This window comes from Lysinibacillus sp. SGAir0095 (assembly GCF_005491425.1).
In the GTDB taxonomy this organism is placed as follows: Bacteria; Bacillota; Bacilli; order Bacillales_A; family Planococcaceae; genus Ureibacillus.
This window is the reverse complement of the sequence record NZ_CP028083.1, coordinates 754,102-767,531: the sequence shown is the minus strand read 5'-3', so window position 1 is coordinate 767,531 and position 13,430 is coordinate 754,102. Positions and strand designations below refer to the sequence as shown.

General features: G+C 39.2%; 15 protein-coding genes and 1 other annotated feature. Of the genes, 6 read left to right on the top strand and 9 right to left on the bottom strand.

Going from position 1 to position 13,430, the window contains the following annotated elements; translation table 11 throughout:
- Positions 1-2: 2 nt before the first annotated feature.
- The 6 genes from C1N55_RS03915 to trpA all read left to right on the top strand — a co-directional run bounded on the left by C1N55_RS03915 (position 3) and on the right by trpA (position 5,523).
- Positions 3-485 carry a QueT transporter family protein gene (locus C1N55_RS03915; RefSeq protein WP_137727595.1) on the top strand — a complete coding sequence of 161 codons (483 nt, stop codon included), beginning with the start codon at positions 3-5 and terminating at the stop codon, positions 483-485.
- Between the two features lie 232 nt (positions 486-717).
- Positions 718-972: a binding site (T-box leader), on the top strand.
- 81 nt (positions 973-1,053) lie between these two features.
- Positions 1,054-2,088: an anthranilate phosphoribosyltransferase gene (gene trpD, locus C1N55_RS03910; RefSeq protein WP_137727594.1), complete on the top strand. Its 1,035-nt coding sequence runs from the start codon at positions 1,054-1,056 to the stop codon at positions 2,086-2,088.
- Positions 2,088-2,885 (top strand): indole-3-glycerol phosphate synthase TrpC, encoded by a 798-nt coding sequence (gene trpC / locus C1N55_RS03905; RefSeq protein ID WP_137727593.1) that lies wholly within the window; start codon positions 2,088-2,090, stop codon positions 2,883-2,885. Before trpD ends, trpC begins: the two co-directional genes overlap by 1 nt.
- Positions 2,886-2,887: 2 nt before the next feature.
- Positions 2,888-3,508, top strand: a complete 621-nt coding sequence (locus C1N55_RS03900) for a phosphoribosylanthranilate isomerase (RefSeq protein ID WP_137727592.1) — start codon at positions 2,888-2,890, stop codon at positions 3,506-3,508.
- 45 nt (positions 3,509-3,553) lie between these two features.
- Complete coding sequence (gene trpB, locus C1N55_RS03895; RefSeq protein WP_137727591.1) at positions 3,554-4,744, top strand: tryptophan synthase subunit beta; 1,191 nt, start codon at positions 3,554-3,556, stop codon at positions 4,742-4,744.
- Positions 4,741-5,523: a tryptophan synthase subunit alpha gene (trpA, locus tag C1N55_RS03890; protein ID WP_137727590.1), complete on the top strand. Its 783-nt coding sequence runs from the start codon at positions 4,741-4,743 to the stop codon at positions 5,521-5,523. The genes trpB and trpA overlap by 4 nt, the downstream gene beginning before the upstream one ends.
- 12 nt (positions 5,524-5,535) lie before the next feature.
- Here trpA and C1N55_RS03885 read toward each other — a convergent pair whose 3' ends face one another.
- The 9 genes from C1N55_RS03885 to C1N55_RS03845 form a co-directional block, all read right to left on the bottom strand.
- Positions 5,536-6,018 carry a VOC family protein gene (locus C1N55_RS03885; RefSeq protein WP_137727589.1) on the bottom strand — a complete coding sequence of 161 codons (483 nt, stop codon included), beginning with the start codon at positions 6,016-6,018 and terminating at the stop codon, positions 5,536-5,538.
- Between the two features lie 125 nt (positions 6,019-6,143).
- On the bottom strand, positions 6,144-7,097 hold the full coding sequence (locus C1N55_RS03880; RefSeq protein ID WP_137727588.1) for an L-threonine 3-dehydrogenase: 954 nt from the start codon (positions 7,095-7,097) through the stop codon (positions 6,144-6,146).
- A 450-nt stretch (positions 7,098-7,547) separates the two neighbouring features.
- Positions 7,548-8,114, bottom strand: coding sequence for an integrase (locus C1N55_RS03875; protein ID WP_240758379.1), 567 nt, complete (start codon positions 8,112-8,114; stop codon positions 7,548-7,550).
- Positions 8,115-8,388: 274 nt separating this feature from the next.
- On the bottom strand, positions 8,389-8,850 hold the full coding sequence (locus tag C1N55_RS03870) for a KGG domain-containing protein (RefSeq protein WP_137727587.1): 462 nt from the start codon (positions 8,848-8,850) through the stop codon (positions 8,389-8,391).
- A 194-nt stretch (positions 8,851-9,044) separates the two neighbouring features.
- Positions 9,045-9,365 carry a YolD-like family protein gene (locus C1N55_RS03865; protein WP_137727586.1) on the bottom strand — a complete coding sequence of 107 codons (321 nt, stop codon included), beginning with the start codon at positions 9,363-9,365 and terminating at the stop codon, positions 9,045-9,047.
- A gap of 39 nt (positions 9,366-9,404) precedes the next feature.
- The gene (locus C1N55_RS03860) at positions 9,405-10,712 is read right to left on the bottom strand and encodes a Y-family DNA polymerase (protein ID WP_205758510.1); all 1,308 of its coding nucleotides are present in this window, start codon (positions 10,710-10,712) and stop codon (positions 9,405-9,407) included.
- A 190-nt stretch (positions 10,713-10,902) separates the two neighbouring features.
- Positions 10,903-11,445, bottom strand: coding sequence for a cysteine hydrolase family protein (locus C1N55_RS03855; protein ID WP_137727585.1), 543 nt, complete (start codon positions 11,443-11,445; stop codon positions 10,903-10,905).
- Between the two features lie 279 nt (positions 11,446-11,724).
- Complete coding sequence (locus C1N55_RS03850; RefSeq protein WP_240758458.1) at positions 11,725-12,186, bottom strand: DUF421 domain-containing protein; 462 nt, start codon at positions 12,184-12,186, stop codon at positions 11,725-11,727.
- A 318-nt stretch (positions 12,187-12,504) separates the two neighbouring features.
- Positions 12,505-13,296, bottom strand: coding sequence for a carbon-nitrogen family hydrolase (locus C1N55_RS03845; protein ID WP_137727583.1), 792 nt, complete (start codon positions 13,294-13,296; stop codon positions 12,505-12,507).
- Positions 13,297-13,430: the final 134 nt, after the last annotated feature.

Below are 13,430 nucleotides of genomic sequence, written 5' to 3'. Positions count from 1 at the left end.
ATATGAAAGTAAAATTTTTGGCAACGACAGGGATTATTGCAGCTCTTTATATTGCTGTTACCATGTTAGTTGCACCGTTTGGATTTACGGAGATTCAATTCCGTGTATCTGAGATGTTTAATCACCTAGTAGCGTTTAATCCACGCTATATGTTAGGAATTGTCATTGGTGTATTTATCTCCAACCTCTTCTCACCACTAGGAGTCTATGATTTAGTATTCGGGGTTGGCCACTCGATTATTACACTTGCAATCTTTATTTTGATTTGTAAGTTTGTAAAAAACACATTGCTGCGATTAATCATTAACACTTTTCTTTTCACGTGTACAATGTTCATTATCGCGTTTGAATTAAATCTGGCACTTGAACTACCTTTCCTTTGGACATGGGTTACTTGTGCAATCGGTGAATTCGTCGTGTTAGCAATTGGTGTGCCAATTATGCATCTATTAAATAAACGATTAAACTTTAAAGATTTAATCTAATCATAAAGCCGAGAGCAAAATGCGTTTTTTATTATAAGGAACCTTTCCTATAATAAAGGCACCATTTTATGCTCTCGTTTTTTTATTTAGTAATACATCAATTTGTCAGAAAACATTGACAAAATTAAAAATACCCTCTACAATTCTATTTAATTAATTGTTCGGATACGGTAGCAGGTTGTGGGAGCACGACCACCGTTTGAGCAAAGCAGAGTTTAGATGAGATAGCAGAGACAAATTGATGAATAAGAATAGTAACGGTTTTGAACGCTTTAGAGAGCTAGTGGTTGGTGGAAACTAGTGCGGGCAAAATCGTGAATGGGCCTTATGAGAGCAGCTAGCATTCGTTAGTTGACGTATTTCCTACGTTACAAGGAAGTGTTTTTACGTTCTTTGGAGTTTACTCCCCTTATCGTGAAAACACATCAAGGTGGAAGTATGTAAATGCTTCAACAGAGGTGGCAACGCGGTATCGATCGTCCTCTACAAAGGGAATTTCCTTTTGTAGAGGGCTTTTTTATTGTCTAATTCTAGCCTGCTAATTCTAATTTCAGGAGGATGAAAAGTAATGACAATCCACTTTTTCACAAGGCATGTAAAGGAAAATGAAAATTTATCCTATGAAGAAATGCTTCAAGCCGCAGAATTAATATTTAATGAAGAAACGCCAAAAGAAGCTATTGCCGAGCTATTAATTGCCTTAAGCAAAAAAGGTGAAACGACGGATGAAATCGCAGCTCTTGCAACGGTCATGAAGTCCTATGCCCTTCCATTAGACCTTCCCGAAGGCAATTATCTTGATAATTGCGGGACTGGCGGCGACGGTTTACAAAGCTTCAACATCAGCACAACATCCGCCTTTGTTTTGGCAGCGAATGACGTTTCAGTTGTCAAACATGGCAACCGTAAAATTTCCAGCGCTTCCGGGAGCTCAGATGTTTTACAAGCTTTAGGAATCCATACTGATTTCACGACCCAGGATTCAGTAGATTTATTAAACCAAACAGGCATCACCTTCCTTTATGCACCAAATGTTCATCCAAGATTAAAACGTATTGGAGAAATTCGACGCGCAATTGGAAAGCCAACTATTTTTAACTTGGTTGGTCCGTTAACAAATCCAGCCCATTTAACATCTCAACTTGTCGGAATTAATCGACCTGAATTCGTTCGTCATTATGCAGAAGTCCTTCGTATTTTAGGTCGCAAACGATCAGTCGTTGTTTCCGGTACACAAGGGATGGATGAGGCTTCACTGGATCAGGATAATACCTTGGCCCTTCTTGAAAACGGTGAAATTAAGTCCTTCCAGGTTGATATTGCAGCGCTCGGCTTAACCCCTGCCCCAGTCACTGCATTACGCGGAGGTACACCTGCGGAGAATGCCATTATCTTAAGAGATTTATTGAATGGGAAACAAAGTGCCTATTTTGATGCTGTTTTATTAAACGCTGGTCTTGCGTTATTTGCTAACGGTAAGGTGTCTTCTGTTGCAGATGGTGTTGTATTAGCCCGAGAGAGTATTTTATCTGGAAAAGCACTAGAAAAGCTTGATGCTGTCGTTGAATATAGTCAAACCGTACTAAAGGAGCGTGTCGTATAATGACAATTTTGCAGAAGATTTTAGATCACAAAGCAACGCTTATCCCTTCACTTCTAGCTAAGGAGCCAACATTTGAGGTGGAACATAAATCCCGCCCTTCCTTATATGAAACTTTAAGAAAAGCCGATGCGCTCCAAGTTATTTCAGAAATGAAACGTGCCTCTCCTTCAAAAGGGATTATCAACGAAGGGGCAAATCCTGTAGAACTTGCAAAACGCTATGAGCAGGCTGGTGCAGCATGTATCTCCGTTTTAACGGAGGAAAAATTTTTCATGGGGTCCTATCAGGATTTAGTGGCAATTGCAAATAACGTAGATATTCCGATTTTGAATAAGGATTTCATCGTCCATGAAGTTCAAATTGATTATGCCAAAGCAGCCGGTGCTTCAGTAATTTTATTAATTGTAGCAGCTTTATCGGATGAATTGCTAAAAGCATTTTACACATATGCCAGTGTACTGGGACTTGATGTTTTAGTTGAAGTTCATAACGAAGAAGAGTTAGATCGTGCTTTAGCTATTCATCCTAAAATCATTGGGGTGAATAATCGAGATTTAAAAACTTTCGATTTAGATCTGATCCAAACTGAAAAATTAGCAAATAAAATTAATGCACATGAAGATATCGTCTTTATAAGTGAAAGTGGAATATGGAATGCCAGGGACGCTGAACGAGTTGCCATAGCTGGAGCACGTGGTGTTTTAGTTGGTGAATCCTTAATGGTTAGCCAAAATGTAGAGCAAGCGCTATTCTCATTGCAGGTACCCTTACCCTCCCTTGTAAAGGACGTGAAGTAATCATGGTGAAGGTAAAAATTTGTGGCCTTAGGGAAGAGGAACATGTTCAGGCGGCGGTTGAAGCTGGGGCTACATGGATTGGATTTATGTTCGCGAAAAGCAAACGCCGAATTTCTATTGAACGAGCGAGTGAGTTAGCTAAGCTGATTCCTTCCCACATAAAAAAGGTCGGTGTTTTCGTGAATCCAACCGAGCAAGAAGTACAGGATGCTGTTGAAACAGTGGGCCTTGATTACGTTCAATATCATGGAAGCGAGGACCCTACATTTATTACCCATTTAGGCTATCCTTCCATCAAGGCTATTTCGATTCGAAGTTTTGAAGATGTTGAAAAAGCGCGTCTCTATAATGTCGATTATTACCTTTTTGATGCGCCTGGTACAGACTATGCAGGTGGAAGTGGCCATGTGTTTGATTGGTCATTGCTGGATCAGCTCTCCATTCCAAAGAACCGCGTGATTTTAGCTGGTGGGCTGAATAGTGAAAATATCACTCGTTCCATCTCCCAAGTAGAGCCTTTTGGGGTTGACGTTTCAAGTGGCGTTGAAAAAAATGGGATGAAGGATAGCGAGTTAATTAGACAATTTATAAAAGCTGCAACAACAGCAAGCGTTATGAAATAAAACTACGACCCGCTTTTAAAGGTAGTCGTTAAGGAGCGAAATCAGATGACAACTGAAGTAAAAGGACGTTTTGGGCGTTTCGGTGGACAGTTTGTTCCGGAAACATTAATGACAGCTCTGCAAGAACTAGATGAAGCTTACGACAAAGTGAAAAATGACGAAACTTTCCAAGAAGAACTTCGCTATTACTTAAAAAACTATGTCGGCCGACAAACCCCTCTTTATTTTGCAGAACGATTAACACAAGAGTGCGGTGGAGCAAAAATTTACTTAAAACGTGAGGATCTTAATCATACAGGTGCCCATAAAATTAATAACGCTCTTGGTCAGGCACTACTAGCAAAACGAATGGGCAAGAAAAAAATCGTTGCTGAAACCGGGGCTGGCCAACATGGTGTTGCTACTGCGACAGCCTGTGCCCTCCTGAACCTGGAATGTATCGTCTACATGGGGGCCGAGGACGTTAAGCGACAGGCTTTAAATGTTTTCCGTATGGAGCTGCTTGGTACAAAAGTCGTGGCGGTTGATAAAGGTTCTGCCACATTAAAGGATGCTGTTAATGAAGCATTACGTCACTGGGTAACAAATATTGAAGACACTCATTACATTCTAGGCTCTGCAATGGGCCCTCACCCATTCCCAACAATCGTTCGTGATTTCCAACGTGTTATAGGTGATGAAACACGTGCTCAGGTTTTAGAACTTGAAAATCGATTACCAGATGCCGTAGTTGCCTGTATTGGTGGAGGCAGTAACTCGATTGGCATGTTCTATCCATTTGTTGAAGATAAAGACGTCGCATTGTATGGGGTGGAGGCTGCAGGTAAAGGGATTGAGACTGGTAAGCATGCCGCAGCTATTCATGTTGGTCAAACTGGTGTATTGCATGGTGCCTTTATGTATCTTTTACAGGACGAAAATGGCTTTGTTCAAGAAGCTCATTCTATCTCAGCTGGTCTTGATTATCCAGGCGTAGGTCCAGAACATTGTTATTTACACGATATTGGCCGTGCAACATACGGCAATGTTACGGATGAGGAGGCACTTGAAGGCTTGAAATTATTGTGCAGAACAGAAGGAATCCTTCCTGCTCTGGAGAGTGCCCATGCCGTATTCTTTGCTTCACAGCTAGCAAAATCAATGTCACCAGATGACATCTTGGTTATTTGTTTATCTGGTCGTGGAGATAAAGACGTGCACACTATTTCTGAAGCACTTGGAGGTGACCTTGGATGAGTCAATTAAAAGAAGCTATATTATCAGTTACCTCTTCTGGCGATAAAGCCTTTATTCCTTATATAATGGCCGGTGACGGAGGTTTGGAGAAATTAAAGCCTACAATATTAAAGCTCCAACAGCTAGGGGTTACTGCAATTGAAGTAGGGATTCCATTTACTGATCCTGTTGCAGACGGTCCAACTATTGAAAGAGCTGGTGAACGCGCTTTAGCAAGCGGAACGAATCTACGAAAAGTAATTGATACTTTAACTAGCTTTGCAGATGATATTACAGTTCCACTTGTTGCCATGACCTATTTAAATCCAATTTTAGCTTACGGAGTGGAGAAGTTTGCTGCCGACGCAAATCTTGCAGGGATTCGCGGATTAATCATCCCTGACATGCCTTTGGAGGAAAGCGAAATTGTTCACCCTTCCCTTTCTAACGCTGGCATTTCGCTTGTACAACTTGTTTCCTTAACCAGTACTCCTGAGCGAATGGCGCGGTTAACGAAGTCAAGTGAAGGTTTCATCTATGCAGTCACTGTAAATGGCATTACAGGTGCTCGTTCAAGCTTTGCTAATGAATTAGTAGAACATTTCAATAAAATTCAATCTTATACAGACACACCTGTCTTAGCTGGTTTCGGTATCTCAACTTCGAATCATGTAAAAGACTTCGGCTCATTTTGTAGCGGGGTTATTGTTGGTAGTAAAATTGTCGATAGCCTAGTAAATGATGATTGGGCTACAATTGAAGCATTAGTTTGCGCCTCGAAGGTTGCTGCTGTAAAGTAATTAAGTAAGGCATCACCGACTTCCAAGTGATGCCTTTCCTTTATATCTTGCTTTCCATTCTTCCAAGGTCATCATTTTAAATTCTTCATTCACATCAAGACGAAGTGGACAAATCAATTCAATTGAGTTTCCATCTGGATCTGAAAAATAAATTGCACCATGTGCATGTGGATTATTTGGTAGTACAAGCGGTTGTTTTTCTTCCGTAAATCCAAACGAGGTACGAATCGGTATATCTAATTCTTCCAACCATTTCTTTGAATTCTGTAAATCCTCACTATCTACCTTAAATGCTAGATGACGAATAGATGGATGATATGGTAGTTGTGCTTCCTCACTTTCCCAAAGACCTAACCAGCTTTCTCCTTTTACTATCCAGAAAAATGCTAATTTTTCTTGTTGATAGGCCAATTCCAACCCTAATTTTTTATAGAACTCGATTGAAACATCTAAATTACTTACCGGTAAATGAGCTTCATATATTCCTTTAATCATGTTCTCCATACCCCTTTTCAACCTCATTATAATGCTTGAGGAAAATTCTGGACTCCCCCATTAGTCCAATATTAAAAGCACAACCTCCTATTTCTAGGTGATTGCGCTTTTTGTAGTTCTATGATTTATGAAATCGCTCTTTGATTTAATTTTGTTTTTAACTTCTCAAGCATATCAACTGTCATTTTTCCTAAATCATATTCTGCTTTGAAGCCCCATTCTTCCATAGCTGCTGAAGAATCAATAGAATTTGGCCAGCTGTCTGCAATTGCTTGACGGACAGAATCTACGTTGTAATCCATTTTAAAGGATGGAATATGCTTTTTAATTTCAGCTGCAATCTCCGAAGGCTCAAAGCTCATTGCTGAAATATTAAAGGCATTACGATGCTTCAGCTTTGAACCATCTGCCTCCATTAAATTTACTATAGCCCCTAGTGCATCTGGCATATACATCATGTCCATATAGGTACCCTCTGCAATATACGATGTGTAACGACCCTGCTCTATTGCTTTATAATAAATATCTACTGCATAGTCCGTCGTGCCACCACCAGGAGGGGTTGCATATGAGATTAACCCTGGGAAACGAACGCCGCGCGTATCTACACCAAAACGAGTGAAATAGTAATCACATAACAGCTCTCCTGCTACCTTGTTGACACCATACATCGTAGTGGGACGTTGTAATGTATCCTGAGGTGTGTTGTCCTTAGGTGTTGATGGACCGAACGCGCCGATTGAGCTTGGCGTGAAGAATTGTAAATCCAACTCGCGTGATACCTCAAGAGCGTTCATCAAACCGCCCATATTTAAATTCCATGCAAATAGTGGATTCTTTTCGGCTGTTGCTGATAGTAGCGCAGCCATATGAATCATTGTATCTGCCTCAAAATTCTTGGATAGGTCATACATCTTCTTCGCGTCTGTTACATCCAACAATTCAAACGGTCCGCAAATGTCCTCCGGTTTACGAATATCTGTAGCAAGTACATTATCCTCACCATATATATCACGTAATTTTACAATTAGTTCTGAACCAATCTGTCCTAAAGCACCCGTAACAATAATTTTTTTCATGTTCGCACCCTCCTTTGATGTTAAAAAAAGCAAACTGACTATTTAGTTTTTATGTTTAATTTTTAAAATTTTCCAAACTCTTATCTACACAAACAAATGTACTCTCCGAAAATACAGAAAAACACTGTAATATCAACGTTTGTAGCGATTTTCATTATACTTCGTTCTTTTATAAAAGACAATATCTAATTTTTAGTCTTTTCTATCAACTACCCTTCCTATCATATGCAAGTCATTAAAATTAGGTATTTAACTCAAGCTGCAATACACTTTTCGCTTCTAAAATTCATTATGTAGTCTCTATATACCCTAACATCCAAATAAAAAAAGCACCTCTGATTGTCATTCCATAACAATCAGCGATGCATCAATTATTAGTTTGTTTCACTCTTGCCATAAGAGGGAAAGAAATCGAAAAGAGCCTATTTAGTCATTGCTGTTATTCGCACATTATACTGATTGCAGGCTTTTTTCCTTTACTCGTCTATAAATCGATAAATCTTCTTCATACAGATTTTTATATGTAGCTAAACTATGATTTTTAATCATTTCGAATGTCACTTCATCCACCAATTTGGCTTTTTCATTTAACTGTTTGGCATTTCCCCAGGCAGTTTCTTCAAAGGTAATATTCATCTCATGCTCCTCAAGTATAATGGACAAGAGGTGCTCATTCGTATATAGCATTATTTCTGAATTGCTCTCTTTGATTTCCATTATCTCTAGTGTTCGATCAAGCGATTGCTGTAAAGCCTCCCGATCTATCGAATGCCCAAGCTCGTGCATTGTTAACGTTCTAACATATTGCTCAAATGGGATGAAGCCTTCTATTTCCATCCACGCTTCCACTAAACGCTTTGCATCGAAGCCCACACAATTACTAATAAAATTATAGGTCATGTTAATTCCCGACTCATCCTGCTTCAATTCATTATCCATTCCCACAGCCTGAATCGTAGAAGTAATTAATTGATAAAGATACTCGTCATTGTAGTAGTCTTGCATATTGTTTCTCATTTCCCCTTTTTTATCGGATTCCAAAAATCAATAATCCCATACAAAAGCACCAACGAGATTCAATATATCTTAATGTGTGGGAAGTTTCAAGCAACCCAGTTAGCAAATTTTTCAAATTATTTCTTGTGATAGCTTTTTTATATTAAAGAGAATCTTCCATTTTATGCGGTAAAAAGGGATATTCGAAAGCTCAATTTAGCTTTCAAATATCCCTTTTCGTCATTGGTTATTTCTAAAGTTTAGGTAATAGTGAGATTACTAGTTTAGTAAAAGTTTATTTATTATTTTTTTTACGGCTGCGACTGTTTCTACTGGCTTCGCCGCCTTTTCTGCCTGCTTCTTCACGGCTCATTTTGCTGTCATTGTTTCGGTTGTTGTTATCATTATTGTTACTGTTTGTATTGTTGTTATTTTGAGTGACTTCTCCGCCTTTTCGGCCAATTTCTTCATAGAAATCCTCGCCGTGGTTTTCTGCCGTAGCTTCTCCGCCCTTGCGACCAATTTCTTGATAGAATTCTTTGCCGTGAGTATCTGCCGTAGCTTCTCCACCTTTTCGGCCGATTTCTTCATAGAACTCTCTGCCGTGGCTTTCTGCCGTAGCTTCCCCGCCTTTGCGACCAATCTCTTCATAGAATTCTCGATCATGATTTTTGGAGGTAGCTTCTCCACCCAAGCGTCCCGCTTCTTGAACAGTCATTTTCCCATTCTCGTCGTTATTATTGCGTTTGTTAGCCATTTCTAAATTCCTCCTAAAATTTTATTTGCTTATTGGGATAAGCTTATTGGTTATATTCCCAGGAGGTTTAAGCTTAAACATTCCAGTGACATTTTTCTTCCAAATTCATGTTAATATTACAGCAAAAAACCTGTTAATATCAGGGGTTTTGATCAATTATTACAAATTTGTTGCATATAAATATCAAAATCGAGTTATTCATATTTGGTTAAACCTACGATAAAATGATAAGGAAATTTACGCCCATCTTCCAAATACAGTGTCCCTTTCTTATCGTCAAGCTTAGAGATAATCCCTGTTACCGTAAAAATATGTTCAGCTTCCCAAATCTTTAGCTCCACTTGCGTATGATCCTTAAAGGCAATTTGTAATTGTTCACTTAATTCCTGCAGTGCCCATTCATCTAATTCAGGTTTTTCAACATAATCGTCTTTTTCATGCCACTCTCGCAGCAACTTCACATGCTCTGGTAGCATCATTGCATTCCATTTAATATTTCCACGATCTCGAATCATCCTCATCACCTCTTATCCTAAACGTTCGTAATTTAATCGCTACATCTTATGACCACCTAGCAGCTCTGCACGCCTTACTGCGGTTCCTGCCTCTGTATAGGAGACGGCACGTAAAACAGCCGTTGAGCCATGTTTTGCTCGCAAATAGTCCATAGTCGCCCCAAGCTTTCGCCTTTTCCATTTCCTATTGTCAAACAAACTAAGCTGTATGGAGCGTTCCGATTCTAATTTTGATATACTAATGGTAATTTGCCTTGCTGGTCGCTCTGCGTAATATTCATCAAACAATTCTTTACATACTTTAAAAATTTTCATCGTATCGTTTGTCGGTTCATCGATTGTTCGGGCTCGATTAAAACCGCCACCAAAGGCATCTTTACTATAGCTAAGGCCAAGTGTAATGGTTCTCCCTGCTTGCCCAGCCTCTCGAGCCCTCCTTCCGATGTCTTCACACATTTCAAGAATGACTGTAAGGATTTCTTCTCGACTGCGATAGTCGCGCATCAACACTTGCCCTTTCCCAAAACTAATTTGTCCTTGTGCAAGCGGTGCCCCAAGTGGCGACAAATCGACTCCCCATGCATGATAATAAAGCTGATTGCCCATAATACCAAAGCGGTCTTCTAATGTTTTTAAGTTAGCGTGAGCTAAATCGCCAATTGTAAAAATCCCCATATTGTTTAAGGAAAGCTCTGTTCTCCGGCCAATCCCCCACATTTCCGATAGGGGCGAAATTGGCCAAAGTTTTTTCGGAACATCTTCATAGGTCCATTTCGCAAAGCCAGTCTTTTTTGCATCTAAATCAAGTGCAAGCTTTGCCATGAGCATATTGGGGCCCATGCCGACCGCACTCGGAATTTGGAATTGGCGCAGAATACTGTCTTGAATAAATTTAGCCGTTTCTTCAGGAGGTCCCCATAGCTTTTCAGTCCCACTGAGATCGACAAAGCTTTCATCTATGCTATACACATGTATTGCTTCTTTGGGGACAAATTGATTAATTAAATCTGTAATTGCCATCGACATTTGTACGAAAAATTCCATTTTTGGTTCAAACAAGCGGATATCGTGGTGTTTAGGAATCTCAAAAAGACGTGAGCCCGTTTTGATGCCAAATCGTTTTTTCATCGGCGGTGACGCAGCAAGCACAATGCTTCCCTTTTGCTGAAAATTCCCGACAACGGCAATCGGCACTTTAAGTGGATCCAGATTTTCCAGCATCGCCATACAGCTTGCGAAGAAGCAGCGCATATCAATACATATAATTGAACGATTTGGTGCTTGATCGTAAATTTTAAAAGCATCGGCACCACGGTATTCATCTATCTTTAGAGCATTCCCACACATCTTCTCCACCTCCCATTTCGTACGATTATTATATGCGAACGTTTGTTCTTTTATTCATTTTAAAATGAGACCATTGAGACCGCAAGAGGAATTATTTGGATACTTCAGTGAGGACGTAGGTAATTTTGTCAAATAAATAAAAAAGAGCTCTCTTAAGCGAAATCACCCTAGAGAACTCCTTACAAGCTGCTTATTCAATTATTTCTGTAAAGAAACAAGTCTTCATATGATTGATAAATGTATCACCCAAGTCGGTAAATGTTGCAACGCCGCGTTTATGGATGGCTGTTGTAAAGCCTTCTGCATCCGCTCCTGCCACCGTTAAAAAATCACAAATGTCCGTACAAACACCCACAACATGAACTTTTTGAACACCTAAATCTTTTAGCTTCTCGGCTAAATTTGTATTAAAGAAAGCATTATAGTTCGTTTTCGGTTGGTAGATGACATTCGGATGAGCCTCGTGTTCCTTAAACCAAGCTAACAAATCTCCATAAAGCTCTTGTCCCTTAGTTCCAGCCACATTATGGGCAGGCCATAACTCAAAGTGGGCATCATTTTCCTCATGTGCATCCATGGCCACCACCACTACTTGATCATTCTTCAAAAATTCATTCGCCTGCTCGACAATATACGGCACAACTTCTTGCGCAGGTTGCCCCGCCGTCAAACTTCCATTATCTGCAACAAAATCGTTGCTCATGTCGACAATGATTAAGGCTTGATTTGGCATTCTCCATCCCCCCAAAACAATAATTACTTTATATTATAAACTTTCTTTTACTTAATCATATGTATGTTAATTTTAATTTTAATTTTAATTTTAATTTTACTATTTTATAGTCGCTCCCCTGAACTTAAAAACTAAAACTCCCCAAAGCCAATACAGCCCCAGAGAGTCGACATTATTGTATGTGAAATATTTAATTTGTTGCAGGATTAATGGTTAAGAATTTGTAAACTTATTTCGATTAAATACGAAGTCATTTCGATAAACGCGCGGAATTCAAACTTAATTTCTTTCACAATCCTTCCTAGACAAATCGACTGAAATACTTCCGTCAATTTCAAGAATTCCTAATCTCACCTCTTGAATATTAAAGACGCCTTGTTTTCTTAACTGCGTTTCTAATTCTTGCATTGTTAGGTTTTCTTTTTTCATTAACTGTGAATTCACAGTACCATTTTTTATAATAATCTCGGGCTTTCCATCTATCCAGCGCTCGAAATTTTTCTTTTGCGTTAGCCTTTCAGCACCCCACATAAAAAATCCCCAAATGATTACGAAAAAAATAATATGTGAAAAGTTAAATTCTTTCCCATGAATCATTCCACCAATAATATCCGCTAAAATTAGCATAAAGACTAAGTCAATTGGTGTGGTTTGTGATAACTCTTTTTGACCTATAATACGAATGACGATCACTATGCATACTAGGGCAACTAAAAATTTAATTGCTATGCCAACATACATTTCCAAGTGTATCTCCCCCTGGTAACAAACAATCTATTATTAGTATCTACATCACTCTAACGTCCCTTGAAAATACCCTACCCATATACGTTGCTTTTGCTTGCTACTCATCTATTCCTTTTCTTTAAGCAGAGTAAACAACAAAGAAGCTTTGATATTATCGAGGTCCGCATAAATAAAAAACATACTAATCATATAAAAGCACTCCTTTAAAGCAAAGAATGTTTATAAATGATTAGTATGTTTATAGTTTTGATGCCGACGATAATTACCTAAGAGATTGAAAGTGTGAATGTATTCATTGCCAAAAAGGAAACCTTATTCTTCTACTACCCCACCATAAAGACCCGGGCGACGATCGTCATAGACTGGAATCCGACTTCGGATTTCTCCCACTTTTGAGAAATCAACATCAATGACAGCCAGTTCTTCATTTTCGGAGCCTGTCCAAAGTACTTCACCCCAAGGTTCAATAATCATTGATTGGCCGTTGAAGTTTTCAACTTTGCGTGAAATGCGGTTGACCGCAATCACGAAGCATTGATTTTCGATTGCACGAGCTTGTAATAATGTTTTCCAGTGGTCAATACGCGGTGTTGGCCACTGAGCAGAAACAAATAACACATTTGCCCCAGCTAATGCGTGTGCTCTAAGCCATTCCGGGAAACGAATATCATAACAAATTACCCCTCCTGCTTCGATTTCCCCTAAAGCGAAACGATTCATTTCGTTGCCTGATTCTAAATACTGATCTTCGTTCATTAATCTGAATAAATGAACTTTACTATACTCGCTAACTAGCTTTCCTTCATTATTATATACATACATTGTATTGTAGAATTTACCGTCTTTTTCTGTAGCTACAGACCCTCCGACAATATGTATGCCTAGTTCACTCGATAAACCTTGAAAGAATTCTTGAGAACGGGCCCCGTTTTTGTCTGCCAGTTCCCCTAGTTTTTCAAGTGCATACCCTGTATTCCACATTTCTGGTAAGATAACAATTTCCGCTCCTTCGCTTGCTGCTTCACGGATTAATTGTTCCGCACGCTCGAAATTTTCGTCCACCTTACCGAACCCTACATTCATCTGGATACATCCGATTTTCATTTCACTGACCCCCTAGACATTTTCTCGTAAAAGTACTATTATTCCTACATATCCAATTGTAATTATATTCTGAAATCTATACAAGGTATAGCGTTCAGCTTGTTTCGATTCTAATGGTAAGTAAATCTATAAAT

Bases quoted from the DNA above. Each gene is read 5' to 3' on its own strand.
- C1N55_RS03875 (WP_240758379.1), bottom strand. From the start codon at position 8,114: ATGAGAAACAATATGCAAGACTACTACAATGACGAGTATCTTTATCAA.
- C1N55_RS03885 (WP_137727589.1), bottom strand. From the start codon at position 6,018: ATGATTAAAGGAATATATGAAGCTCATTTACCGGTAAGTAATTTAGAT.
- trpC (WP_137727593.1), top strand. From the start codon at position 2,088: ATGACAATTTTGCAGAAGATTTTAGATCACAAAGCAACGCTTATCCCT.
- trpD (WP_137727594.1), top strand. From the start codon at position 1,054: ATGACAATCCACTTTTTCACAAGGCATGTAAAGGAAAATGAAAATTTA.
- trpB (WP_137727591.1), top strand. From the start codon at position 3,554: ATGACAACTGAAGTAAAAGGACGTTTTGGGCGTTTCGGTGGACAGTTT.
- C1N55_RS03845 (WP_137727583.1), bottom strand. From the start codon at position 13,296: ATGAAAATCGGATGTATCCAGATGAATGTAGGGTTCGGTAAGGTGGAC.
- C1N55_RS03870 (WP_137727587.1), bottom strand. From the start codon at position 8,850: ATGGCTAACAAACGCAATAATAACGACGAGAATGGGAAAATGACTGTT.
- C1N55_RS03855 (WP_137727585.1), bottom strand. From the start codon at position 11,445: ATGCCAAATCAAGCCTTAATCATTGTCGACATGAGCAACGATTTTGTT.
- C1N55_RS03915 (WP_137727595.1), top strand. From the start codon at position 3: ATGAAAGTAAAATTTTTGGCAACGACAGGGATTATTGCAGCTCTTTAT.
- C1N55_RS03850 (WP_240758458.1), bottom strand. From the start codon at position 12,186: ATGTATGTTGGCATAGCAATTAAATTTTTAGTTGCCCTAGTATGCATA.
- C1N55_RS03860 (WP_205758510.1), bottom strand. From the start codon at position 10,712: ATGTGTGGGAATGCTCTAAAGATAGATGAATACCGTGGTGCCGATGCT.
- C1N55_RS03900 (WP_137727592.1), top strand. From the start codon at position 2,888: ATGGTGAAGGTAAAAATTTGTGGCCTTAGGGAAGAGGAACATGTTCAG.
- C1N55_RS03880 (WP_137727588.1), bottom strand. From the start codon at position 7,097: ATGAAAAAAATTATTGTTACGGGTGCTTTAGGACAGATTGGTTCAGAA.
- C1N55_RS03865 (WP_137727586.1), bottom strand. From the start codon at position 9,365: ATGATTCGAGATCGTGGAAATATTAAATGGAATGCAATGATGCTACCA.
- trpA (WP_137727590.1), top strand. From the start codon at position 4,741: ATGAGTCAATTAAAAGAAGCTATATTATCAGTTACCTCTTCTGGCGAT.